Source organism: Mesorhizobium sp. CA13, from assembly GCF_020165235.1.
GTDB lineage: Bacteria > Pseudomonadota > Alphaproteobacteria > Rhizobiales > Rhizobiaceae > Mesorhizobium.
In genome coordinates this window covers 1-23,594 of the sequence record NZ_JAIUHS010000025.1, presented here as the reverse complement: position 1 = coordinate 23,594, position 23,594 = coordinate 1, and the positions used below count along the sequence as shown (strand labels likewise).

The window sequence follows — 23,594 nt, the reverse complement described above, 5'->3', positions numbered from 1 at the left end:
GGCAGGACAGAGGTGGGCGCGAAGGAACGCGGCATTCGCCGTATTCTTCGCACCTTTCAATCGCGGCGAGTGGCCAATGACACACGTCTTCACCATCGCCATCGACGGTCCCGCCGGAGCCGGCAAAGGCACGCTGGCCCGCCACCTGGCTGATCATTACCGACTGAACCTGCTCGACACCGGCCTCACCTACCGTGCCGTCGCCCATGCCTTGCTGCGGCTTGGCTTGCCGCTCGACAATGTCTCGGCGGCAGAGACGGCAGCGCGCCAAGTCGACCTGGCGAAGCTCGACCGGGCCGTGCTGTCGGCTCATGCAGTTGGCGAAGCGGCCTCGAAGGTCGCGGTGTTTCCAACGGTGCGGCGCATCCTGGTGGAGAAACAGCGCGAGTTTGCCAAATCCCCTCCGGGCGCCGTGCTCGACGGTCGCGACATCGGCACCGTGGTGTGCCCCGATGCCGACATCAAACTCTATGTGACCGCGAGCGCCGAGGTGCGGGCGCGACGGCGGCTGGCCGAGATCGAGAGCATCGGCGGCACGGCCGATTTCGCGGAAATCCTCGCCGATATCCGGCGCCGCGACGAGCGTGACATGGGCCGCGCCGACTCGCCCCTGAAACCTGCCCCCGACGCGCACTTGCTTGATACCAGCGAAATGGCTATAGAAGCCGCGTTTCTCGCGGCCAGAGCTGTCATCGACGACGTGCTGTCCAAGGGAAACAAGGCCTGATCCGGGTTTTCCCTCGTGCTTCCGTTGCTGGAGGCGAAGGAAATACCCATATCGGGCACGAACCAGCCTGCCAGCATTCTTCATGCGCCGGACTTGCCGCCTTAAGCGGCCAAGGGCTCTTTGCCCGGAACGCCGGCAGGCCAACGCAACGCTAACCCACGGCGCACGCCCCGCTAAAGATGCGTGGCATTCCAGGAGAAACAATGTCTGTAGCAAATCCCTCTCGCGACGATTTCGCGAGCATGCTCGAAGAATCATTCACCGCCGGCCATTCCGGCGAGGGCCAGGTTGTCCGGGGCACGATCACCGCGATCGAAAAGGATATGGCCATCATCGACGTCGGCCTCAAGGTCGAAGGCCGCGTGCCGCTGAAGGAATTCGGTGCCAAGGGCAAGGAATCCACCCTCAAGGTCGGCGACACGGTCGAAGTCTATGTCGAGCGCATCGAGAACGCGCTTGGCGAAGCCATGCTGTCGCGCGAGAAGGCTCGCCGCGAAGAGAGCTGGGTGCGTCTCGAAGAAAAGTTCACCAAGGGTGAGCGCGTCGAAGGCGTCATCTTCAACCAGGTCAAGGGCGGCTTCACCGTCGACCTCGACGGCGCCGTGGCGTTCTTGCCGCGCAGCCAGGTCGACATCCGCCCGATCCGCGATGTCTCGCCGTTGATGCACAACCCGCAGCCTTTCGAGATCCTCAAGATGGATCGCCGCCGCGGCAACATCGTGGTGTCGCGCCGCACCGTGCTCGAGGAGAGCCGCGCCGAACAGCGTTCGGAAATCGTGCAGAACCTCGAAGAGGGCCAGGTGGTCGAAGGCGTGGTCAAGAACATCACCGACTACGGTGCGTTCGTCGACCTCGGCGGCATCGACGGCCTGCTGCATGTCACCGACATGGCATGGCGCCGCGTCAACCATCCGACCGAGATCCTCAACATCGGCCAGACGGTCAAGGTGCAGATCATCCGCATCAACCAGGAAACGCACCGTATCTCGCTCGGCATGAAGCAGCTCGAGAGCGATCCGTGGTCGGAGATCGGCACCAAGTTCCCGATCGGCAAGAAGATCAAGGGCACCGTCACCAACATCACCGACTACGGCGCGTTCGTCGAACTGGAGCCGGGCATCGAAGGCCTTATCCACGTTTCGGAAATGTCGTGGACCAAGAAGAACGTGCACCCCGGAAAGATCCTGTCGACGACGCAGGAAGTCGATGTCGTGGTGCTCGAAGTCGATCCGGCCAAGCGCCGCATCTCGCTCGGCCTCAAGCAGACGCTGGAGAACCCGTGGGAAGCCTTCGCGCGCAGCCATCCGGTCGGCAGCCAGGTCGAGGGCGAGGTCAAGAACAAGACCGAGTTCGGCCTGTTCATCGGCCTGGAAGGCGACGTGGACGGCATGGTGCACCTTTCCGACCTCGACTGGACCCGTCCGGGCGAGCAGGTGATCGAGGAGTACAATCGCGGCGACATGGTCAAGGCGCAGGTGCTCGACGTCGACATCGAGAAGGAGCGCATCTCGCTCGGCATCAAGCAGTTGGCCCGCGACACGGTTGGCGAAGCGGCGACTTCAGGCGAACTGCGCAAGAACGCCGTCGTCACCTGTGAGGTCATCGGCGTCAAGGATGGCGGTCTGGAAGTGCGGCTGGTCGAAAGCGGCATCGAGACCTTCATCAAGCGCTCCGACCTTTCCCGCGACCGCGACGAGCAGCGCCCCGAGCGCTTCACCGTCGGCCAGAAGGTCGACGCCCGCGTCATCGCCTTCGACAAGAAGACCCGCAAGCTGCAGGTCTCGATCAAGGCGCTGGAAATCGCCGAGGAAAAGGAAGCGGTCGCCCAGTACGGCTCGACCGACTCCGGTGCCTCGCTGGGAGACATCCTGGGCGCGGCGCTGAAGAAGCAGGGCAGCTAATCGCCTTTCGCACAGGCCCGAAACAAAACCCCGCCGGATCGCTCCGGCGGGGTTTTTCTTTACGGGAAGATAAATTTCGTCGCGTATTTGCCAGTAGTCCGAGGGGAGACTTTCCATGCGCAATGGCGACGACTGTTCGGCATTGGAATCTTCAAGGCTGGCCCGTCTTTACCTCCGGTCGCCAGCCTTTTTCTGCTTTTGCGGAATGGCTGTCTTGATGACGGCCCTGTGGTCGCTGGGATTCCGGCTCAATCGCGACGCGGATGACCTCCTGAAACTGCATGAAGTCCGCACATTGCTTGAAACGGGCAATATCTTCGACCGGACCATGCCCGGCATTGCCCAGCCAGAACCCTATATCTCACATTGGCCATGGATCGCGGATCTGCCCTATGCCGCCTTCGCGCGCCTGCTGGCACCGTTCGCCGGCTTCGAGCCGGCGCTGATGCTGGCGAGCCTTGCCGTCCCGCTGCTGCTGCTTGCGCCCGCGCTTTATTGCTACAATCAACTGGTAATCGCCACGGACGTCGCCTGCCCGGCCGTTGCGTTGCCGCTGGCTTTGATCTTTGCCGCCCGTAGCCTCTTCGAATTCGCTCCGGGAAGGATCGACTATCACAATCTGCAGATCCTGCTTCTACTGGCGGCGCTGGTACTGATGCTGTCTCAAAATCGCTTTGCTTCCTTCATAAATGGGCTGCTTGCGGCCTTGGCGACTGCCGTCAGCGCCGAGTTCGCGCCGTTCTATGCCCTGGTTATGGCCATCTACGCCTTTGACTGGATATTCGGCCGCGAAGGCGGTGAAAACAGGGTCTCTGGTTTTGGACTGGCCTTGGCCATAGGCGCGATCGGCCTGTTCGTCGCGATCGTGCCACCTTCAGCCTATGCCGCCGTCAGATGCGACACCTATTCGACGCCGCATATGACGGCGTTGATCGCGGCCGGGCTTTCATTTGCCGTCGTGCCTCCGCTTTTCGGCCGGCGCGGAGGATGGGCCACGCGCGCGGCAATTCTGCTGGTGTTCGCGGCTGCCAGCGTTGCGGCGCTGATGCTGTTGTTCCCGCAATGCCTAGCCGGCCCTTATGGCTCGCTCGATGCCTATGTTCGCGACAATATGCTCAACAGGATTCTTCAGGAGTTGAGTCTGTTCCAGCGCCCTGATTTCGTTCTGTCGACCGGCTTTGCAAGCATTGTGCTGCTGTTTACCGGCGCACTTGCCCCGGTCGTCATCTGCCTTGGACCGCATGGCCGAAGCCGGCCTCTCATCATACTGGCCCTGTTTTCGCTGCTCGCGCTGGTACTGGCGATCGATTATCTCCGCTACTTCCGCTATCTTCCGGTTTTTTCCGGCATTGGCCTGATCTTCGTGCTGGCGAGTCTCCTGGCGCCAGATGCGAGACTGGCTCGCTATTTGAAATCTCCGGTGTCAGCGGCATCATCGAAATATGCGTTGATCCTGCCGGGTCTCGTTTTGTCCGGAACAATGGCGCTATACCACCTATCGGTGAGACCATCGCAGTCCTCGATTCCCGCTGCCGAGTTCGCCGACAGTTGTGATCTCGGCCATTTTGAGCCGCAACAGGATTGGCCGGCAGGCGCCGTTGTTCTTTCGCCACCGCTGATCGGATCGTATTTTGTCGCTCTTGCCAAAGGTCCGAAGGTGGTGACCATCCCCAATCACCGGTCGGCTGTTGGGATCGAACGTAGCTATCGCTTCCTTGATCCGTCGACCGTAGACCCGCGCGCGTTTCTCGATGCGTCCAAGGCGACGCATGTCGCGCTGTGCGCGTGGAGAGAGCCGCCGTCGCCCTATCTTGAAGCCGCCTATCCCTTCGCCGCGGCGCTGATGGAGGGGCATCCGCCGGCATGGCTCAGGGAGTGCCCGACGGATGCTTCCTCGCCGCTGCGCTTCTACAGCTATCGCAATGCCGATGGATCGGATGCTGCCTGCCCTGTTTCAACGGCCTCCGCTCAAGCCCGGCCGTAGAGCGGTACCAGCGTGCCGCTCATCGCCTGGTTGGCGGGCGAGGCAAGGTAGGCGATGGCCTCGGCCGCCGCTTCGAGGCTGACCCATTTGCTGAAATCGGCATCCGGCATGTCGGCGCGGTTGGCCGGCGTGTCGAGCGTCGAGGGCGCCACCGCATTGACCAGGATGCCCTGGTGCTTCAGCTCTTCGGCCATCGCCACCGTCATCGCCGCGACCGCCGCTTTGGAGGCGGCATAGGCGACCATGCCCGAGCCGCGGCGCGGATCGAGCCCGGCGCGAGCCGTGACATTGACGATGCGGCCGGCGGTGCCCGCCGCCAGCATCGAGCGCACCGCCGCACGGCTGCACAGGAACGCGGTGCGGGCATTGGTATCCATCATCTCGGCAAAGGAGGCGGATTCGATCTTCTCCACAGGCGCCTTGGCAAAGCCGCCGGCCAGATGGATCGATCCCCACAGGGCGGGAACCTGGGCATAGAAGGCTTCGACCTTGGCCGAGTCCGAGAGGTCGACATTGTGCGCCAGCCTGACGTTCTCATGGGTGGTGAAAGGGAAATGCGAAGGTGCCGCGGCATGGGCGTTCGGCACATGGCAGACCGCGCCCTCGCCCAGCAGCTTGCCGACGACCGCGCCGCCGAGCGCACCGGTCCCACCGGTCACAACGATATGCCTGCCCTGAAGTGTTTCCGTCATCCTGGACCGCTCCTGTCATTTTTTTGATTATGTCGCTTGTTTCGCCGCGCCGACGCGAAGCGTCGCGCCTTTCATGCGATCACTCAATTGATATCTCGACATGGCAGCCGTCGCGTCTTTGCATGTGTCGGGCAGCGGCGATCGATGCCGCGCAAAAGCCAAGCCGGCGAATGGCCACGGTGCAGGTTGGAAAATCGACGCCGGCGTGAGGTTTCAATCGACCGTGATTTCGATGACGCGCGGCAGCCCCGTTGCCCGGGCGCGCTTCAGCGCGAGCGGCAAGGCGTCGACATCTGCGAGCCGTTCGGCGCCGATGCCATAGGCCTCGGCCAGTTTGCAGAAATCCGGCGGTGCCGGGGACACCCCGACGGGTTCTACGCCGACGTCGAGCATCGAAGTCTCGATCTCGCGATAGCCCCTGTTATTCCAGACGACGAAGATAACGGGTGCCGCGGCATCGAGCGCCGCGCCAAGCTCGGGCAAGGTGAACTGGAAGCCGCCGTCGCCGGTGAGGCAGACGACGGGCGCGTCGGGCATGGCGAGCGCCGCGCCCACCGCCGCCGGCGGGCCGTAACCCAGCGCGCCGAAGCCGGTGGCGGCGTTGAACCAGCCGCCCGGCCGGTCGTGATCGTAATAGAGGTTGGCGGCATAGACGGGCTGGGTGGAGTCGCCGACGATGATCGCGCCCGGCAAGGCGTCGCGGATGGCTTCCACCGCATGGACCTGCGCCGCATGGACGGGGGTCAGTTCGGCGCGAGCCGCCTTTCGCGCCGCCGCGGCGCGGTTCTTCCCGTCCTCCCTGTCCTCGTCGGCCGAGCCGAGCGCGGCAAGCAAGGCTTCGATTGCCTCGGCGCAGTCGGCCTGGATGGCCACCGTCGCCGGACGGCGCGCCAGCTGGTCGGCGCCGATGTCGATGCGGATCAGATTGGCCGGCAGGACAAATCCGCCATCGCCATAGCCGTCATAATCGGTCGGGCCGAACTCGGTGCCGGCGGCAATGACCAGATCGGCCTCGCCCATCAGCGCGCGCACGGCTTTCAGGCTGGGGCTGGCCGGCACGCAGAGCGGATGACGGTGGAGCAGGCCGCGCGCATTGGTCGTCTCGACGACCGGCGCGCCCAGCCTTTCGGCCAGGCGCCGCAGCGCATCCTCGGCGCGCTTGGCGCCGCCGCCGGCCAGGATGAGCGGGAGCCTGGCCGTCGCACAAAGGCTGGCCGCCGCGGCGATGGCCGAGACGGCAGCGGCCGGCGGCGCGGCATTGCTCAGCTCCGCCGCGATCCCATCCGCAGGCTTGACCATGACGTCGGTCGGAATCTCGATATGCACCGGGCCCGGTCGCGATGAGGAAAACAGTGCGAAGGCACGGGCGAGCGCACCGGGCAGTTCGCCGGCCTCGGTGATGCATTGCGAAAACAGCGCCACCTTTTCCATCATGCCGCGCTGGTCCGGCAGTTCGTGCAGGAAGCCCAGGCCCTTGCCCAGCGTCGGCGTGGCGTTGACGCCCGAGATCACCAGCATCGGCACCGAATCGGCACGCGCCTGTCCCATGGCGGTGATGGTGTTGGTCAGCCCCGGCCCGGTGATGACGAAGGCCACGCCCGGCCGACCGCCGGCGCGCGCATAGCCGTCGGCCATGAAGCCCGCGCCCTGCTCGTGGCGCGGCGTGACATGGCGGATCCTCGAACGCGCCAACCCGCGATAAAGCTCGACCGTATGGACGCCGGGAATACCGAAGACGGTGTCGACGCCATGCGCCTCGAGCAGTGAAATCAACGCTTCGCCAATGGTCGTCATTGGTGTTCTCCCCTTTCCGGCTCGAGGCCGAGCTCGGCTTCGACAGCCTTGATCCCGATCGCCGCCAATTCGCCGGGCGAGAACATCTCGCCGGCCAGGCAGCCTTCGATCCAGAGTCCGTCGATGATCGCGTTGATCGCGATGGCATGGTGGCGCAACTGGCTTGAGTCCGGCTTGCACTGTTCGGCGGCGAGCACTTCGGCCACAACCGCCTCCACCTCGTTGCGAAAGCCGAGATAGCCTTCGCGGTGGGCACGGGCCAGGGTCGGATCCGCACCGGCGCGGCCGATGAAGGTTGCCCAGAGCGAAAAGACCCGCGCGTCGATGATCGGCGCGTTGAGATTGGCGGTGACGAAAGCCGCAAGGCGTTGCCGCGGCGAGGCATCTTCCATGACCAATGCTGCTTTCGCCTGCTCGGTCATGCGGCCGACCAGTGCCGTATAGGCCTCCTGCAGCAATTCTTCCTTGCCGGGGAAATAGTGCCGGATCAGCCCGGCGGTGACGCCGGCACGCAATGCGATGGTACGCAAGGTGGCGCCCTGCAGCCCATGTTCGGCCACGCTGTCCAGGGTCGCCTCGATCAGATCCTGCCGCCGCCGCTCCTCGCCCTCGCGACGGAACTTGCGGCGGGATGGCGCATTCATTGGCGCAGGATCGGCCGCGTCAGGCATGTCGGCCCGCCTTCGCAGGCGATGCAGAGCGCATCCGCCTCGAAGACTTCAACCATGCAGCCGGCGGCCTCCATCGCGGCCTTGGTCTTGGGAAAGCCTGCAACGGCAATGACCTTGAGCGGGCTGGTCGGCAGTACGTTAAGGCTGAGGCCGTTGGAAGAAGCGAACTCCCCGGCGTCGCCTTCGACCAGCCGGATGCCGCGTGCCTTCAGCATTTGATAGAACGGGGCCGGCAAAAGCGGTGAATAAACCAGCGCGAGGTCGTCGGCCAACGGGCTGATCACCGACATCAGATGCAGGCACGCCTCTTCGCCCTGCCACAGCGGCAGATCAAAGCCGTAGACGGAAATGCCCAGCGGCGTCAGCAGGTTGGAAACCTGTTGGATGCCTTCCTGGTTGGAGCGGACACCGCGCCCGATCGCCAGCGTGCGGGCGTCCACCCAGACACAATCACCGCCTTCGACCTGACCAGGAGCCTCGACGCGGCCGAGGATCGGAATGCCCAGCCTTGTGTAGGTTTCCTCATGCAGCGAGGGCTCCCTGGCGCGCAATGGCTTACCCATGGACAGGATCAGCGCGCCGCGACTCGTCATCAGCGAGGGGTCGTGCGTGAACACCGAATCCGAAAGTCCGTCGGCCTTGTCTTCGATCCATTCGATTTCAGCGCCGGAAGCCGCCACCAACTCAGCAAGGGCCGTGTGCTGCGAGGCAGCTTTCGCCGGATTGAACCCCGGGCCATAGTGCCAGGCAGATCTGTCGGCGTCGCGCATGGCGTTGGCAGCCGACCGCATCAGCACGCGCCGCAGCGTCGCCGCCATGGACTGTGATCCGAAAGCGCTCATCGGTGCCCTTCTTAGCTGAAAAAAATCGAGAAAATTTCATGAAAGGCTATTTATACACTTGCACAACAAGGCCGCAAGTGCCGTAATGAGCGGGATTGACGGGCTCGCGCTGTTGGGTCCATGCTGAAGTCTGGAGCGGGGCAGTACAGCGTATGTTGATTAGCCGGGTAGACGTTCGACGAGCTGCCATCGACCACACGGAGGTCACCCGTTGAGCACGGCGGGAGTTGCCGCAGCCCCATCCGGTGAGGCGCAAAACGGCGCCGCCGAAGCCATCCACGTCGAGAACCTGCACAAGAAATTCGGTGAGCTGCATGTGCTGAAGGGCGTCTCGCTGTCGGCGCGCGACGGCGAGGTCATCGCCATCATCGGCGGTTCGGGCTCAGGCAAATCGACGCTGTTGCGCTGCATCAACTGCCTGGAGAATCCGACCAGCGGCATCATTCGCGTCAATGGCGAGGAGATAAAGCTGAAGGCCGACAGCCACGGCCATACCGTGCCGGCCGACCGCAAGCAGATCGAACGCATCCGCTCCAAGCTCGGCATGGTGTTCCAGAATTTCAATCTGTGGAGCCACATGACGCTGATCGAGAACGTCATCGAGGTTCCCGTGCATGTGCTGGGCGTCAAGCGCGACGCGGCGATCGCCCAGGCCGAAAAGCTGCTCGTCCGCGTCGGCCTCGCCGAAAAGCGGGACGTCTATCCGGCCTACCTGTCGGGCGGCCAGCAGCAGCGCGCCGCGATCGCTCGCGCATTGGCGATCAATCCGCGCGTCATGCTGTTCGACGAACCGACCTCGGCGCTCGACCCCGAACTGGTCGGCGAGGTGCTTAGAGTGATCGGCGACCTGGCGCGCGAAGGCCGCACCATGGTGCTGGTCACCCACGAGATGAAGTTTGCGCGCGAGGTCGCGACGCATGTCGTCTATCTCTACAATGGACTGGTCGAGGAGGAAGGCCCGCCGGAGCAGATCTTCGGCGCGCCCAGATCCGAAAGGCTCAAGCAATTCATCCGCAACATCGGCTAGCAAACCGAGGGCGGAAGAAAACCGGGAACCAACAACAAACTGGGAGTCGTGAAATGAAGACTGTTCTGAAGACGTTCGCCGCAGCGCTGCTGCTCGGCGTCGCCGCCATGGGCGTGGCCAAGGCCGATCCGGTCAAGATCGGCGTCGCCGCCGAGCCCTATCCGCCCTTCACCTCGCCGGATGCTTCGGGCAAATGGGTCGGCTGGGAGATCGACTTCATCGACGCGGTCTGCGCCGAGGAGAAGCTCGACTGCGTCATCACGCCCGTCGCCTGGGACGGCATCATCCCGGCGCTGACCACCAAGAAGATCGACCTCATCGTCTCTTCGATGTCGATCACCGACGAACGCAAGAAGACGATCGACTTCTCGGATAAGTACTACAACACGCCGACGGCGATCATCGGACCGAAGGACCAGAAATTCGGCTCCGCGCCGGACGACCTCAAGGGCAAGATCCTGGGCGTCCAGGTGTCGACCGTGCATGCCGTCTACGCCAAGAAGCATTTCGGCGCCACGGCATCCGAGATCAAGGAATACCAGACGCAGGACGAGGCCAACAATGACCTTGCCGCCGGGCGCCTCGATGCGGTGCAGGCCGATTCCATCGCGCTTGGCGAGTTTCTCAAGACCGACCAGGGCAAGGCCTGCTGCGACCTGAAGGGCATGGTGGCTCCGGACGACGAAGTGCTCGGACCGGGCGTCGGCGCCGGCGTGCGCAAGGAAGACACCGAGTTGAAGGAAAAGATCAACGCCGGCATCAAGGCGATCCGCGCCAACGGCAAGTATGACGAGATCTCGAAGAAATACTTCGATTTCGACATATATGGCGGCGATGGCGCGCAGTCGAACTGACGTGGCGATGCCACGCAGTCGGACTGACGACCATCGCATGGGCTGGAAGACAAGGTGCTGACGCCAAGTCCTCCGGCCCGACCTTTCCCACGCACCCTTGCCGCCGGCCGCTCGCGCCGGCGGATTGAGCCAGCAATCCGGGGGCGAAGCTGATCGATTCATTTCTTCCGGCCTCGGCGGCCGGCATCATCGAACTTCTGTCGCCCGCGCCCGTCGGCTGGGGCGGGACGCTCATGCTCGGGCTGCTGCATTCGCTTGAGATCGCCGTCGGCGCCACGATCGTCGGACTGTTGATCGGAACCGGCGGTGCCTATGGCAAGCTTTATGGCGGCCCCGTGGTGCGCGACCTGCTGGCGGTCTACACGACCATCGTGCGCGCGGTACCGGAACTGGTGCTGATCCTGCTCCTCTACTACGCCGGCACCGACCTGATAAACCAGATGCTGACCGCCATGGGCTATCAGCGCGTCGACATCAGCGGGCTGGTGGCCGGCATCGCGGTGCTCGGTTTCGTCCAGGGCGCCTACTCGACCGAGGTCATACGCGGCGCGATCCTTGCCGTCCCGCAAGGCCAGATCGAAGCCGCCCGCGCCTACGGCATGTCTCCCGGCCTTCTCTTGCGGCGCATCACATTGCCGGCAATGCTGCCCTTCGCCATTCCGGGTCTCGCCAATCTGTGGCTGATCGCCACCAAGGATACGGCGTTGCTGGCCGTGGTCGGTTTCTTCGAATTGACGTTGGCGACGCGGCAGGCGGCGGGCGTCACCAAGGCCTATCTGATATTCTACCTCGCGGCCGGCATGCTCTATCTGGCCGTGACGCTGTTTTCGAACCTCGTTCTTGGTCGCGTCGAGAAATGGGCTCGGCGCGGCATGCCGTCGATCAAGGAAGCGCGCTGATGGCGAGCGAAGCGGCCATCATCAACAGCGCGGCCCGCGCCTCGCTCTGGCTGCAACCGCATCGCATCGTGCTGATGCTGATTGCGCTCGGGCTGGTGTTGTCCGCGGCCTTCTTCATGCGCTGGGACTGGCTGCCGCAATATTACGGCCTGGCCCTGCTCGGCATCTGGCGCGCGCTGTGGATCCTGGCCGTTACTTGCCTGTTGGGCTTCCTGATCGCGGTGCCGGTCGGATTGGCACAGGCTGGCGGCCCGATCTGGTTCGCGGCGCCGGCGAAGGTCTTCTGCACCGTCATCAGGGGAACGCCGCTGCTGTTACAGCTGTGGCTGCTCTACTACGGGCTGGGTTCGTTGTTTCCGCAATATCCGTGGATCCGCGAATCCTGGATGTGGCCCTATCTCAGGCAGGCATGGCCTTATGCCGTCCTGGCGCTGACGCTCTCCTTCGCGGGCTACGAGGGCGAAGTGATGCGCGGCGCCTTTGCCGGTGTGCCGAAGGGGCAGCTCGAAGCCGCACGTGCGTTCGGCATGAGCCGCTGGAAGATCTTCCGGCGTATCTGGCTGCCGCAGGCCTTCTACCGGGCGCTGCCGACGCTGACCGGGGAAACCGTGCTGCAGCTGAAATCGACGCCACTGGTGGCGACCATCAGCGTCATCGACATCTTCGCCGTTTCGTCGAAGGTCAGACAGGACACTTACCTCACCTATGAGCCCTTGCTGCTGCTTGCCTTGATCTATATGGCGATCACCGGCATTCTGGTCTTCGCCTTCGGCAGGATCGAGGCGCGGATTCCGAACAAGATCGGCTAGGACCTGGTGAGTAGGAAGTGGCTGGCCGCCACCACCCATTGCTGACTACTCACTACTCACTACTCACTAAAGGCAATCGCCATGCAACTCAGTCTCGAACAGGCAACCGGGCTGTGCCGCATGGCGGCGCTGGGTGCGGGCGCCAATGAGGAAGCGGCGCAATCGCTCACCGCCTCGATCATATCAGCCGAGGCGGAAGGACTCTCGACCGTCGGGCTGTCGCATTTCATAGACTATCTCGAAGCGCTGGAGGCCGGCCGCATCGACGGCAATGCCGAGCCGGTGATCACCCGGCCGGCGCTCGCAGTCTATCTTTCCGATGCAAAAGCGGGGCTGGCGCATACCGGCTTCGATCGTACGATGGACGATCTCGCCAAGGCGGCAAGACTGTTCGGCGTCGCGATCTTCTCGCAGAAGAACGCCTATACGTGCGGCGCCCTAGGCTACTTTACCGGAAGGCTGGCGGCGCAGGGGCTGGTCTCCTTCGCCGCCACCAACGGTCCCGCCGTGCTTGCCGGTTCGGGCTCGGTCAAGCCGGTCTATTGCACCAACCCGATGTCCTTCGCCGCACCCGCCGCCGACGGCCCGCCGCTGGTCATCGACCAATCGTCGAGCGCCACCGCCTTCGTCAATATCCGCAAGGCGGCCGAGGACGGCAAGACAATCCCCGAAGGCTGGGCGCTCGACGCCAGCGGCAATCCCACTACAGATCCGGCCGCAGCCATGAAAGGCGCCATGCTCGCCTTCGGTGGCCAGCGCGGCGCCAACATCGCGCTGATGGTCGAGGTGCTGGCGGCGGGTCTGTCGGGCGCAAACTGGTCGCTCGATGCGCCCTGGTTCACCGGCGGCCCGGACAATCCCGGCACCGGCCTGTTCGTGCTGGCCGTCGAGCCCAAGCTGCTCGATCCGGATTTCGAGCAGCGGATGAAGGATCAGCTCGACCGGCTGCGCCGGCGCTACGGCGTACACATACCGGGCCGCTCCCGGGCCGAGGCGACGGAGAAGGCCGAGGCACGAGGCATCAACGTGTCCAAGGCCGTGGTGCAGCGCATTTCCGAATTCGCCGAGCGTTATTCGGCCTGAAATAATTCCTTCTTTTCAGCTCATTAGCTGCCGGCGCCTGCCTGCGGCATGGCTATGCGTTTTTTTTCGCGCGCGGTCTGAACCTTTTCGAGCGTCGGGGCGACCAATGCTTGTCCAGGGCAGGATGAGCTTGCCCGATCCAGACCGGGGAACAGCACGTCACATCGAAACCTGCTTCACGCCAAGGCATGCCCTTCGCGTCCCGGAAAAACCAACCTCAATGAAAGGAAACCATCATGACCAGCACCAAGACCACCATTTTGACCGCCGTCCTTCTCCTCGGCTCGTTCATGGGCGCGACCCAGGCGGCCAACCTGAAGGCCGCGCCGGTCAAGCCGTCCAGTCCAGGCGTCATCGCCGCGCCGGGCGGCGGCGCCACCGAGGACCACTATTGCAAGAACGGCCACGCGAAATTCGCCAGTTGCAGCGCCGATTTCATCGCGGCCTGCAAGAAGGTCGGTGGCACCATGTCGGATGTCCAGGGCTGGGGTGGGCGTACTTGCTTCACGCCCTCCTGATACCGTCTCAGGTCAGGCCGCTCCGTCGGCCCCTGGCTTCGCATGGATGTCATCCGGAAAACCCCGCCTCGGCGGGGTTTTCTGCGTCAGGCAAGGCGTTCTGAAGCGCTTTTGTCCTGACGCAATTCCCAAGCTGTTTTCCTGGGAAGCCGCTTCACACTTTTTCCTGGAATTGCTCTGAGAACCAGGGCGGCAGCGACGACGCGTCACCCTTTGCGTTTGACGCGAAACCGATTATGAAACGGCTTCAGCCAAGCTTTCGAGCGCCGGAGCCAGCCATGACAGAAATCCTGCAGACCCCCAAGCTCGTCGTCATTTTCGGCGGGTCGGGCTTTGTCGGCCGCCACGTGGTGCGGGCCTTGGCCAAGCGCGGCTATCGCATCAGGGTCGCCTGCCGCCGGCCCGATCTCGCCGGCCATTTGCAGCCGCTCGGCAATGTCGGCCAGATCCAGCCGGTGCAGGCCAATGTGCGCGTGCGCTGGTCTGTCGACCGCGCCGTGCAGGGTGCCGATCACGTCGTCAACCTGGTTGCCGTGCTGCATGAGAGCGGCCGACAGAAATTCACGGCCGTGCACGAATTCGGCGCTCGCGCGGTGGCCGAAGCGGCACGCGCCGCCGGCGCCGGCCTGACGCATATTTCGGCCCTGGGCGCGGACCTGGAAGCCGCATCCAACTATGCACGCACCAAGGCGCTTGGTGAAAAGGCTGTTCTGGAGACGGTCAAGGACGCTGTCATCCTGCGACCGTCGATCAATTTCGGGCCGGAAGATAATTTCTTCAATCGCTTCGCCAACATGGCGCGTTATTCGCCGGCACTGCCGCTGATCGGCGGCGGCCACACCAAGTTCCAGCTGGTCTATGTCGGCGACGTCGCCGAAGCGGTGGCGCGCTCGGTCGACGGCAAGGTCAAGGGCGGCCAGGTTTACGAGCTTGGCGGCCCGCAGGTGCTTACTTTCAAGGAAAGCATGCAGGAAATGCTCGCGGTGATCGAGCGCAAGCGCCTGCTGGTTCCGGTGCCGTGGTGGGTGGCGAACCTGCAGGCGTCGATCCTGGGCCTCCTGCCCAACCCGCTGCTGACCAAGGATCAGGTGCTGCAATTGCGCGAGCACAATGTCGTGTCGGAGGAGGCCGCCAGGGCCAACCGCACGCTTGCCGGCCTCGGCATCCAGCCGCAGGCGCTGGGCACGATCCTGCCCAGCTATCTCTGGCGTTTTCGCGCGGCCGGCCAGTTCCAGCGCAAACCGGCGGTCTGACGATAGGCCGATGACGGGCGACTACAGGCGCGAGGTGATCCGCATCGGCAGCCCGCCTTGCGGCTGCGTGGTCAGCTTCTGGACCGGCCACGGCCTGGTTTGCGCGATGGAGTCGAAGCGGAAACGCGACAGCAGGACGGCGAGCGCGATGATCGCTTCCTGCATGGCGAAGCTGGAGCCGATGCAGACGCGCGGCCCGGCGCCGAACGGCAGGTACTGAAAACGGTCGATCTTTTCGCGGTTTCCCGGATGAAACCGCTCCGGCAGGAACGCATCCGGCCTGTCCCACAGCTTCCTGTGACGATGGACGACCCAAGGCATGACCAGCACGGCGGCGCGCCTCGGGATGTGGAGATCCTTCCAGTTTTCCGGCTCGATCGGCTCGCGGTTGATAGACGGCGCCGGCGGGTAGAGCCTGAGCGCCTCGTCGAAGGCGGCGCGGGTGAGCGGCATGGCGTCCAGCCATTTCGTCGGATCGGGCTCGCGCGCCAGCACGGCATCGATCTCGCGCTCGATCTTTTCCCGCTCCCATGGCGCCTCGGCCAGGCAATAGAGCGTCCAGCCCAAGGCTCGCGCCGTGGTCTCGTGGCCGGCGCCGATGAAGGTGATGATATTGTCCTCGACTTCCGGGCGTGTCAGCCCGTCCGGCCCCTCGGCCTTGAGCAGGAGGGTCAGGAAATCCTGCGGCACGGCATCGGCATCGCGCCTGAATTTTTGTTCGCGTATCTTGACCGTATCGCTGACGATCTTGCGGAAATAGGCCATGGTCTTGCGGCCGCGGATGCGGGTAAGCCGCGGCAGCCATTCCGGCGCGCGTAGCAGGTCTAGCGGATCGACGCGGCCCATGGTCTCGAACAGCCGGTCGATCTCCTTGGCGAAACTGCCCGGCTCCCCCGCGATCTCGCCGGAGAAAAGCGTCTCGGCCAGGATGTCGTAGGTCAGCAGTGTCATGTCGTGGGCGATGTCGGAGATGCCGCCATCCTCGTAGCGAGAGGCGAATTCGAGCGTGCGCTTGAGCATCGGCCCGGCGAAACCAAAGATGTGACGCGGCGTGAACACCGGCGCCATCGCCTTGCGCGAACGTTTCCAGACCTCGCCTTCGGCCGTCAGCAAGCCGTCGCGCAGGATCGGCCGCAGGATCAACTGGCGTACCGTCGCCATCTTGTAGTTCCTGGCATTGTCGACCAGGACATGGCGAATGAGGCCGGGGTCGTTGGCGATGACCAGCGGTCCGCCGACGCCGTTCACCGATATCCAGGGCTCGTTGTAGGTCGGCTCGCCCCACAGTTCGAGCGGGTTGCGGTAGACGATGCGCATCATCTCCAGCGTCGAGGGCGGCGATGTGCGCGGCCTCGGCGCCGGCGGAACGAAGGGGGCGGGCTGGGTGTCCATGGTTGCTCCGCTGGCAAGCGCGTCGCGCTAGTCCTTGCCTCCGTCCAAATGTAGTGACTGACGCACGGCGCGTCCATGCGACGGACGGTAAAAGCCGTTACCTCGAAGGGACGGAGCGATGCTCCCATCATCTGATTGTGACCGCCCGCCAAACGGCGCGGTCTTGTCCATTATGGCGCTCTGCCGTAGGTCACGGTCACCAACAGATACCGTCAATCGAAGGAGCCCGCCTTGAAGCACCAGTTGAACATCATCATCGGCAGCACCCGGCCGGGCCGCGCCGGACCGGTTTTCGCGCACTGGCTGGAGCGGTTCGCGCGCGAGCACGGCAAGTTCGAACCGGTGCTGACCGACATCGCCGCCTTCGATCTGCCGGTGCTGGACGAGCCGCACCATCCCAGGCTCGGCAACTACCTGAACGATCACACCAAGGCCTGGTCGAAGGCCGTCGATGCCGCCGACGCCTTCGTCTTCGTGGCACCGGAATATAATTACTTCGTCGCACCCGCCATCGTGAACGCGATCGACTATCTCTCGCGCGAATGGAAATACAAGCCCGCCGCCATCTTCAGCTATGGCGGCGTTTCCGGCGGCCTGCGCGCGGCACAGGCGGTCAAGCCGCTGCTGACCTCCGTCGGCATCATGCCGGTTCCGGAAGGCATCGCGCTGCCGCTGTACCAGAAGCTGCTGGGAACCGATGGCTCCTTCGAAGCCAGCGAGCAGGTGCAGGGCGGGGCAAGAACCATGCTGGACGAGCTGCTGCGCTGGAGCGAGGCGCTGAAGCCGATGCGCGCCGGCTGATGCTTTTTTGACCTCCGCCACCGCAGCGACGGAAAGAGACTTGCGCAAGCCCGAGCGCTCGCGGCCGGCGACCCTGCCTATACCGGGTGGCAGCGCAATCTGGTGGTTGCCTATATCGATTACGCGCAAGTCGCCAGAAATTTCGGCCGTGCTTTCGAAGGCGCTGGACGGGAGGTTGGAGCTCGACCGCAAGGGACAGCCGGCGTCAAGATACACGTTCACGATCTAAATTCCTGCGCGCCTGGCTGGCCAGGGTCAAAGGCTCTCGCCAATCGCTGGCCGACAGTGCGCTTTTGCGCCCGGAAATGCCTGCAAACCTTGGAAAAACCACCTTTAGGGCCTATATCTAGGCGATATTGAAAGCGCGATTCGGGGCGATTTTTCGCGCTCCACCAGCCGCCTCTAGACAACAGGTTTTCATGAGCGACCAGACTGAGAACGCCAACGGCGCCGAAGCCGAATACGGCGCAGATTCCATCAAGGTTTTGAAGGGCTTGGATGCCGTCCGCAAACGGCCCGGCATGTATATCGGCGACACCGACGACGGTTCGGGCCTGCATCACATGGTCTATGAGGTCGTCGACAACGCCATCGACGAGGCGCTGGCCGGCCATGCCGACCTCGTCACGGTGACGCTCAATCCCGACGGCTCGGTCACCGTCATCGACAATGGGCGCGGCATTCCCACCGATATCCATCCCAGCGAAGGCATTTCGGCGGCCGAAGTGATCATGACGCAGCTGCATGCCGGCGGCAAGTTCGACCAGAACTCCTACAAAGTGTCGGGCGGCCTGCACGGCGTCGGCGTCTCGGTGGTCAACGCCCTGTCGGCCTGGCTGAAGCTCAAGATTCGCCGCAATGGCCAGATCTTCGAGATGAGCTTCACGCATGGCAATGCCGACGCGCCGCTGAGCGTCACCGGCACCTACGAGCAGAACAAGCAGCCCGGCACCTATGAAGGCCGCAGCGGCAGCGAAATCACCTTCTTTCCGTCGTCCGAGACCTTCACGATGGTCGAGTTCGACTACGGCACGCTGGAGCACCGGCTGCGCGAGCTTGCCTTCCTGAACTCCGGCGTGCGCATCGTGCTGACCGACGCCCGTCATGCCGACATTGTGAAGCATGAACTGCACTATGACGGAGGCCTCGAAGAGTTCGTCAAATATCTCGACCGGGTGAAGAAGCCGCTGATCGAAAAGCCGATCGCCATCAGAGCCGAGCGCGACGGCATCACCGTCGAAGTGGCGATGTGGTGGAATGACAGCTACCACGAGAATGTGCTGGCCTTCACCAACAACATCCCGCAGCGCGACGGCGGCACGCATCTCGCCGGTTTTCGCGGCGCCCTGACTCGTCAGATCACCGGCTATGGCGATTCCTCTGGCCTGACCAAGAAGGAAAAGGTCTCGCTGATCGGCGACGATTGCCGCGAGGGATTGACGGCAGTGCTGTCGGTCAAGGTTCCCGACCCGAAATTCTCCTCACAGACCAAGGACAAGCTGGTCTCCTCTGAAGTCCGGCCCGTGGTCGAAGGGCTGGTCAACGAGGCGCTCGGCACCTGGCTCGAAGAGCATCCGAGCGAAGGCAAGGTCGTGGTCGAGAAGGTGATCCAGGCCGCGGCGGCGCGCGAGGCCGCGCGCAAGGCGCGCGACATCACCCGCAAGACCTCGCTGGGCGTCACCTCGCTGCCCGGCAAGCTTGCCGACTGCCAGGAACGCGATCCGGCGAAGTCCGAGATCTTCATCGTCGAGGGCGACTCGGCCGGCGGCTCCGCCAAGGGCGGCCGCTCGCGCCAGAACCAGGCCATCCTGCCGCTGCGCGGCAAGATCCTCAATGTCGAGCGCGCCCGCTTCGACCGCATGCTCAGTTCCGATATGATCGGCACGCTGATCACCGCGCTCGGCACGTCGATCGGCAAGGACGAGTTCAACGCCGACAAGCTGCGGTATCACAAGATCATCCTGATGACCGACGCCGACGTCGACGGCGCGCATATCAGGACGTTGCTGCTCACCTTCTTCTTCCGGCAGATGCCGGAATTGATCGAACGCGGCCATCTCTATATCGCCCAGCCGCCGCTTTACAAGGTGACGCGCGGCAAGAGCTCGCAATACATCAAGAACGAAAGCGCGTTCGAGGAATTCCTGATCGGCTCGGGGCTGGAAGAAGCCTCGCTCACGCTCGGCTCCGGCGAGGTTCGCGCCGGGCAGGACCTGCGGGCGGCAATCGACGATGCGCTTGCCGTGCGCCAACTCATCAACGGTCTGCACACGCGCTACAACAGGGGCGTCGTGGAACAGGCGGCGATCGCCGGCGGACTGAACGCCGACATCGTCGCCGATCTTGGTCGGGCCAATGCGATGGCGGAGCGGATCGCGCAACGTCTCGACATCATTGCCGAGGACACCGAGCGCGGCTGGACCGGCCGGATGTCGACTTCGAATGAAGGTATCGGCGGCTATGTCTTCGAACGCACGGTGCGCAGCGTCAAGGAATACGCCCATCTCGACATGGCGCTGATCAATTCAGCCGATGCGCGACAGCTCGACCGCTACGCGCAGCGGCTCAGCGAGGTCTATGGGGCGCCGCCCGTGCTGCGCCGCAAGGATGTCTCGGAACCCATCTCGGGACCGTTGGCACTGCTCAACGCGGTGTTCGCGACCGGCCGCAAGGGCCTGACCATGCAGCGCTACAAGGGCCTGGGCGAGATGAACGCCGAGCAGCTTTGGGAAACCACGCTCGATCCGAACGTGCGTTCGCTGCTGCAGGTCAAGGTGAACGACGCCACCGATGCCGATTCGCTGTTCTCGCGGCTGATGGGCGACGAGGTCGAGCCGAGGCGCGAGTTCATCCAGGACAACGCGCTTTCAGTGGCCAACCTGGACATTTGAGCGCTGGACGCGCGCCACAAACCTCTGCGACTTCGTTCGCGTGCGCCCAGAGGCAGCCTGCGCCAGACATTCCCGGAAGGGCTTGTTTTAATCGCGCTCGATGCGATCGGTATTATGGCGGGACTTGTCGGAGCCAGCTCTATGGCTCGCGGGACGATACTGAGCCGCGGCTGGCGGCCGATATCCTTGTTGGTGGCTGGATGCTGGCGGCAAGTTTGCGCTATCAACGCATCGCCATGAGGTTGGCAATCAGAGCTTTCTCCGCGGAGGTGATCGGATAGCTCTCGATGGGAGCTTTCTTCGCACGTTTGAACACCCGTGCAAGCCGCATCGCGAATGTATGCTCTGTCTCCTGGAGCGTTCTCTCTTTCGCTAATGCGAGGGAAGTCGTTTGCGGTTCCATCTGTTGCCTATCCTTCTGCATGCCGGCCGATGCTCGAGAAACATGAGATCAAAGGGCTCTCCGACGGTGTCGTCCAAAGTGAAGCCAGCGGTTCGGCAGGAGCAAGCATGGCGACCGTCCAAGATTGGCGATGCGAGATGTTATGCAATCGACCGCAGCCGCCGCATCATCGGAACCAATGAGACTGTTATTGGTATTTTGCCGTGCCGCCTTCGGGTCTTGCAGCTCGGGCTCGTCGGCCATGGGCAGCGTACCTGCCATTTTCACCGGCCAGCTGGCGATGCCGCCGACATTGTGGATGACGGAAAATAGTTCGCCGCGCTCAAAAACGCAGTTGATCGCGGTTTCGCCGGTCCGGCCGCCTAGGTCACGATCGAGAGCCAGGCCGCGTCAGGACCGGCCCAATGCCGGTCGCTGTGGGCCCCGGATCGCTGGCGTCGAGTTCTGCAACAGGCGCAGGAGGTCCGACTGCCGGGGCGTGTCGGTCTTGGAGAAGATGTGCTGCAAGTGGGTGCGCACGGTCGGCTCGCTGATGCCGAGCATGTCAGCCGCTTCTTTGCCGCTCAGCCCTTGGGCAAGCGCCAGAAGCACACGGAGCTCGCCGCCGGTCAGCTTATAGAGTCTGGCAAAGGCCTCGCCCGGCATGAGTGGTGACTGAACGGGATCCTGCATGAACAGTGCGACCGATGCCGCAAACGGCGCGACAATGCCGCGTCGCTCGCCGCGATCGACCGGAAGGAGGGTTGCGACATAGCCGGCGCCGTCCACACCGGGGATCGCCACGGAATGTTCGCTCATGTCCTTGTCGATGTCATCTCGCGACGCCTCGTCGATGGATTTCGACAGCGCCGCGCGCGCCGCGGGATCGGCGGGAAAAATTCGGTTGTTCACGATGCGGATGGAATTGCCGGTTCTGACTTGGCGCTCGGCAGCGGCGTTCATATAGACCACGCGGCCATCCCGTGCGGTAAGGAAAACACCCGCGACAAGGACATCAAGCGTCTTTTCCAGCATTTCCGACCTCAGCGCTCTAATGTCGAGTGCATCTGAGATCGCGAGCGCGCGGCAGACATGTGGTGAAAGAAGTTTGAACAGGCTGATTTCGCGCTGTTGGTACTGCGGAGCCGCGTCGCTCCTGGAGGCGTGCATCGAGGCCATCCGCCCCCCAGTCCTCAACGCCGGAAACCAGATTATATCCAGTAGTCCGAACGGCTTCAGCACTTCTCTATGGAACCGGCTTTCGGCCAATTCGAGCTCTTCCATGGAGAGGGCGCTGACGTGGCCGATTTCGGCGACGATATCCGCTGCCGCCATCGGACTTTCTGCATAGTGGCTCCCCAGCCTATCAAGGAATTCTGGCTGGTATCCGAAGACAAACAACTGGTCATTTTGCACCTGCCGCATATCATGAACGCATATTCCGCCCCCCGTGCTTTCGCACAGTGCGGCAATCTTTCGGCAAGTGTCGGGCCACTGGTGCGGATCGAGCGCGCAGTCATAGATCGTGCCGATGGTGTCGGATAACGCGTTGGCGGAGACTCCGTCCAAGCCGATCACGTTGAACCCTTTCCACCAGCTGCTGCTCTCGATCGTGCGCCCAGCAGTAGAACGATCGCGAATAGCCAAATCCGCTTAAGATTCATTTGCTTTCCCCCGCCGTAACTATCGTTTCAGGGAAGGGAGCCCCGGTCAATCGGCATAGTTTCTCCGCTTTGCGGGATCTGGTGCCGATGAGACCGCAATCGGCCAACCTGGACATTTGAGGTCTCACCCAGCCAGCTTTTTGAATCCTTGCGTGCTCCACGCGCGCCAATAATGAAGCCGCGCCGGAACAGAAGGCCTTCCAAGACATTGTGACGATGTTGATCACAATCTCTTGCAGGAGGCTTTCATGGGACGCGGCATCTTACTCTGGTTGCTAGGAGTTCCGATTCCGATCATCATTCTCCTCATGCTTTTCATGCGATAGGGGGCCGCCATGCAGTCCTCCACCCTAACGGCTGTCGGCGCGTCAACTTCAACGGAATCGTCGGCCACGGCCGTCAGTTGGGGCCCCATCATCGCCGGCGCCTTCGCGGCTTCGACGCTGACCTTCATCCTCATGCTGCTCGGCTCGGGCCTTGGACTGAGCATGATTTCGCCGTGGTCGGGTTCCGGTGCCTCGGCCACCACTTTCGCGGTATCGACTGCCATCTGGCTCATTGTCGTGCAATGGCTGTCGTCGGGCGTCGGCGGGTACCTGGCGGGCCGACTGCGCACCAAATGGGTCGGCATTCACACCGACGAGGTCTATTTCCGTGATACCGCGCACGGCTTCCTCGCCTGGGCACTCGCCACATTGCTGGTCGTCGGCGTGCTCGGCTCGGCGCTTTCCGCCGCGATTGGTTCGGGCGTACAGGCCGCGTCCAATGTGGCTGCCGGCGCTGCAATGGGAGCGTCAGCCGGCGCCTCCGCCAATGCCGGCAACGCCTCGGTCGACAATGCGACCTCCTATCTGGTTGATTCGCTGTTCCGGCCGGCTGATCCAACGAAGCTCGCGGCTGCCAATCCAGGCGACGAAGCCGCCGCGGCCGGGCAGGCCTCTCGCATCCTGATCGCCGGTGCCGCCGCAGGCGAGGTGTCGGCTGAAGACAAGACCTACCTTGCACAATTGGTCGCCGCGCGCACCGGCCTCTCCGAGGCAGACGCCAAGACGCGGGTCGACACGCTGCTTGCGAAAGCGCAAGACGCGAAAGTCAAGGCGCAGCAAGCAGCCGACGCGGCGAGGAAGGCAAGCGCCACCTTTGCGCTTCTCGGCGCCCTGTCGCTTGTCATCGGCGCCTTCATCGCCAGTGCAGCCGCCGCCCTTGGCGGCAGGCAGCGCGACGATGAGGAGGAGGTGTTCCTGACCAGCCGTTGAATGCGGACGTGACACCAGGAAACCAAAGAGCCCGGCATCGAACCGGGCTCCCGTTCGTTGTGATCAACACCGTCGGGTCAGTGATCCATGGCCTTGACGATTTCCTCGGTCATCTTCTTGGCGTCGCCGAGCAGCATCATGGTGCCGTCCTTGT

The 23,594-nt window shown here is 63.5% G+C and carries 20 protein-coding genes; 13 read left to right on the top strand and 7 right to left on the bottom strand.

Annotation, left to right across the window (positions count from 1 at the left end):
* Positions 1-76: 76 nt before the first annotated feature.
* The 3 genes from cmk to LB566_RS29960 all read left to right on the top strand — a co-directional run bounded on the left by cmk (position 77) and on the right by LB566_RS29960 (position 4,612).
* Positions 77-727 carry a (d)CMP kinase gene (cmk, locus tag LB566_RS29970; RefSeq protein ID WP_224629758.1) on the top strand — a complete coding sequence of 217 codons (651 nt, stop codon included), beginning with the start codon at positions 77-79 and terminating at the stop codon, positions 725-727.
* Positions 728-930: 203 nt separating this feature from the next.
* The gene (gene rpsA, locus LB566_RS29965) at positions 931-2,628 is read left to right on the top strand and encodes a 30S ribosomal protein S1 (protein WP_140497246.1); all 1,698 of its coding nucleotides are present in this window, start codon (positions 931-933) and stop codon (positions 2,626-2,628) included.
* Positions 2,629-2,845: 217 nt separating this feature from the next.
* Positions 2,846-4,612: a DUF998 domain-containing protein gene (locus tag LB566_RS29960; protein WP_224629756.1), complete on the top strand. Its 1,767-nt coding sequence runs from the start codon at positions 2,846-2,848 to the stop codon at positions 4,610-4,612.
* Here LB566_RS29960 and LB566_RS29955 read toward each other — a convergent pair.
* The 4 genes from LB566_RS29955 to LB566_RS29940 all read right to left on the bottom strand — a co-directional run bounded on the left by LB566_RS29955 (position 4,597) and on the right by LB566_RS29940 (position 8,611).
* A complete protein-coding gene (locus tag LB566_RS29955) occupies positions 4,597-5,304 on the bottom strand; it encodes an SDR family NAD(P)-dependent oxidoreductase (protein ID WP_224629755.1) in 708 nt (235 codons plus the stop codon). The two genes, LB566_RS29960 and LB566_RS29955, sit on opposite strands and share 16 nt — an antisense overlap.
* Before the next feature lie 213 nt (positions 5,305-5,517).
* Entirely contained in the window at positions 5,518-7,098 is a 1,581-nt protein-coding gene (locus tag LB566_RS29950; protein WP_224629752.1) for a 5-guanidino-2-oxopentanoate decarboxylase, read from the bottom strand.
* On the bottom strand, positions 7,095-7,769 hold the full coding sequence (locus tag LB566_RS29945; RefSeq protein ID WP_224629750.1) for a TetR family transcriptional regulator C-terminal domain-containing protein: 675 nt from the start codon (positions 7,767-7,769) through the stop codon (positions 7,095-7,097). The genes LB566_RS29950 and LB566_RS29945 overlap by 4 nt, the downstream gene beginning before the upstream one ends.
* The gene (locus LB566_RS29940) at positions 7,739-8,611 is read right to left on the bottom strand and encodes a dimethylarginine dimethylaminohydrolase family protein (protein ID WP_224629748.1); all 873 of its coding nucleotides are present in this window, start codon (positions 8,609-8,611) and stop codon (positions 7,739-7,741) included. Before LB566_RS29940 ends, LB566_RS29945 begins: the two co-directional genes overlap by 31 nt.
* A gap of 211 nt (positions 8,612-8,822) precedes the next feature.
* Here LB566_RS29940 and LB566_RS29935 point away from each other — a divergent pair, with 211 nt between their 5' ends.
* The 7 genes from LB566_RS29935 to LB566_RS29905 all read left to right on the top strand — a co-directional run bounded on the left by LB566_RS29935 (position 8,823) and on the right by LB566_RS29905 (position 15,054).
* Entirely contained in the window at positions 8,823-9,638 is an 816-nt protein-coding gene (locus tag LB566_RS29935; RefSeq protein WP_140559774.1) for an ABC transporter ATP-binding protein, read from the top strand.
* 53 nt (positions 9,639-9,691) lie between these two features.
* On the top strand, positions 9,692-10,492 hold the full coding sequence (locus LB566_RS29930) for a transporter substrate-binding domain-containing protein (RefSeq protein WP_140550310.1): 801 nt from the start codon (positions 9,692-9,694) through the stop codon (positions 10,490-10,492).
* 233 nt (positions 10,493-10,725) lie between these two features.
* A complete protein-coding gene (locus LB566_RS29925; RefSeq protein WP_140497260.1) occupies positions 10,726-11,391 on the top strand; it encodes an ABC transporter permease in 666 nt (221 codons plus the stop codon).
* Complete coding sequence (locus tag LB566_RS29920) at positions 11,391-12,200, top strand: ABC transporter permease (protein ID WP_224629746.1); 810 nt, start codon at positions 11,391-11,393, stop codon at positions 12,198-12,200. The genes LB566_RS29925 and LB566_RS29920 overlap by 1 nt, the downstream gene beginning before the upstream one ends.
* An 81-nt stretch (positions 12,201-12,281) precedes the next feature.
* A complete protein-coding gene (locus LB566_RS29915; RefSeq protein ID WP_224629744.1) occupies positions 12,282-13,283 on the top strand; it encodes an Ldh family oxidoreductase in 1,002 nt (333 codons plus the stop codon).
* Positions 13,284-13,519: 236 nt separating this feature from the next.
* Positions 13,520-13,801 (top strand): hypothetical protein, encoded by a 282-nt coding sequence (locus tag LB566_RS29910; protein ID WP_140512869.1) that lies wholly within the window; start codon positions 13,520-13,522, stop codon positions 13,799-13,801.
* Positions 13,802-14,079: 278 nt separating this feature from the next.
* The gene (locus tag LB566_RS29905) at positions 14,080-15,054 is read left to right on the top strand and encodes a complex I NDUFA9 subunit family protein (RefSeq protein ID WP_224629742.1); all 975 of its coding nucleotides are present in this window, start codon (positions 14,080-14,082) and stop codon (positions 15,052-15,054) included.
* Between the two features lie 21 nt (positions 15,055-15,075).
* Here the strand turns inward: LB566_RS29905 and LB566_RS29900 are convergent, their stop codons facing one another.
* Positions 15,076-16,446 carry a cytochrome P450 gene (locus tag LB566_RS29900; protein WP_224629740.1) on the bottom strand — a complete coding sequence of 457 codons (1,371 nt, stop codon included), beginning with the start codon at positions 16,444-16,446 and terminating at the stop codon, positions 15,076-15,078.
* A gap of 231 nt (positions 16,447-16,677) precedes the next feature.
* Between LB566_RS29900 and LB566_RS29895 the strand changes: the two genes are divergently transcribed.
* Together LB566_RS29895 and gyrB are read left to right on the top strand one after the other, a co-directional pair.
* Positions 16,678-17,247, top strand: coding sequence for an NADPH-dependent FMN reductase (locus LB566_RS29895; protein WP_224629739.1), 570 nt, complete (start codon positions 16,678-16,680; stop codon positions 17,245-17,247).
* 419 nt (positions 17,248-17,666) lie between these two features.
* Entirely contained in the window at positions 17,667-20,138 is a 2,472-nt protein-coding gene (gyrB, locus tag LB566_RS29890; RefSeq protein ID WP_140550317.1) for a DNA topoisomerase (ATP-hydrolyzing) subunit B, read from the top strand.
* Positions 20,139-20,361: 223 nt separating this feature from the next.
* Here the strand turns inward: gyrB and LB566_RS29880 are convergent, their stop codons facing one another.
* Together LB566_RS29880 and LB566_RS29875 are read right to left on the bottom strand one after the other, a co-directional pair.
* Entirely contained in the window at positions 20,362-20,541 is a 180-nt protein-coding gene (locus LB566_RS29880) for a hypothetical protein (RefSeq protein ID WP_224629736.1), read from the bottom strand.
* A gap of 390 nt (positions 20,542-20,931) precedes the next feature.
* Positions 20,932-22,167 (bottom strand): helix-turn-helix transcriptional regulator, encoded by a 1,236-nt coding sequence (locus LB566_RS29875; protein WP_224629734.1) that lies wholly within the window; start codon positions 22,165-22,167, stop codon positions 20,932-20,934.
* 352 nt (positions 22,168-22,519) lie between these two features.
* Between LB566_RS29875 and LB566_RS29870 the strand changes: the two genes are divergently transcribed.
* Positions 22,520-23,440: a hypothetical protein gene (locus tag LB566_RS29870; protein WP_224629732.1), complete on the top strand. Its 921-nt coding sequence runs from the start codon at positions 22,520-22,522 to the stop codon at positions 23,438-23,440.
* Positions 23,441-23,594: the final 154 nt, after the last annotated feature.

What these genes read in the sequence shown, in the direction of transcription:
- cmk (WP_224629758.1), top strand. Translation starts at nt 77, where the DNA reads ATGACACACGTCTTCACCATCGCCATCGACGGTCCCGCCGGAGCCGGC.
- rpsA (WP_140497246.1), top strand. Translation starts at nt 931, where the DNA reads ATGTCTGTAGCAAATCCCTCTCGCGACGATTTCGCGAGCATGCTCGAA.
- LB566_RS29960 (WP_224629756.1), top strand. Translation starts at nt 2,846, where the DNA reads ATGACGGCCCTGTGGTCGCTGGGATTCCGGCTCAATCGCGACGCGGAT.
- LB566_RS29955 (WP_224629755.1), bottom strand. Translation starts at nt 5,304, where the DNA reads ATGACGGAAACACTTCAGGGCAGGCATATCGTTGTGACCGGTGGGACC.
- LB566_RS29950 (WP_224629752.1), bottom strand. Translation starts at nt 7,098, where the DNA reads ATGACGACCATTGGCGAAGCGTTGATTTCACTGCTCGAGGCGCATGGC.
- LB566_RS29945 (WP_224629750.1), bottom strand. Translation starts at nt 7,769, where the DNA reads ATGCCTGACGCGGCCGATCCTGCGCCAATGAATGCGCCATCCCGCCGC.
- LB566_RS29940 (WP_224629748.1), bottom strand. Translation starts at nt 8,611, where the DNA reads ATGAGCGCTTTCGGATCACAGTCCATGGCGGCGACGCTGCGGCGCGTG.
- LB566_RS29930 (WP_140550310.1), top strand. Translation starts at nt 9,692, where the DNA reads ATGAAGACTGTTCTGAAGACGTTCGCCGCAGCGCTGCTGCTCGGCGTC.
- LB566_RS29925 (WP_140497260.1), top strand. Translation starts at nt 10,726, where the DNA reads ATGCTCGGGCTGCTGCATTCGCTTGAGATCGCCGTCGGCGCCACGATC.
- LB566_RS29920 (WP_224629746.1), top strand. Translation starts at nt 11,391, where the DNA reads ATGGCGAGCGAAGCGGCCATCATCAACAGCGCGGCCCGCGCCTCGCTC.
- LB566_RS29915 (WP_224629744.1), top strand. Translation starts at nt 12,282, where the DNA reads ATGCAACTCAGTCTCGAACAGGCAACCGGGCTGTGCCGCATGGCGGCG.
- LB566_RS29910 (WP_140512869.1), top strand. Translation starts at nt 13,520, where the DNA reads ATGACCAGCACCAAGACCACCATTTTGACCGCCGTCCTTCTCCTCGGC.
- LB566_RS29905 (WP_224629742.1), top strand. Translation starts at nt 14,080, where the DNA reads ATGACAGAAATCCTGCAGACCCCCAAGCTCGTCGTCATTTTCGGCGGG.
- LB566_RS29900 (WP_224629740.1), bottom strand. Translation starts at nt 16,446, where the DNA reads ATGGACACCCAGCCCGCCCCCTTCGTTCCGCCGGCGCCGAGGCCGCGC.
- gyrB (WP_140550317.1), top strand. Translation starts at nt 17,667, where the DNA reads ATGAGCGACCAGACTGAGAACGCCAACGGCGCCGAAGCCGAATACGGC.
- LB566_RS29880 (WP_224629736.1), bottom strand. Translation starts at nt 20,541, where the DNA reads ATGGAACCGCAAACGACTTCCCTCGCATTAGCGAAAGAGAGAACGCTC.
- LB566_RS29870 (WP_224629732.1), top strand. Translation starts at nt 22,520, where the DNA reads ATGCAGTCCTCCACCCTAACGGCTGTCGGCGCGTCAACTTCAACGGAA.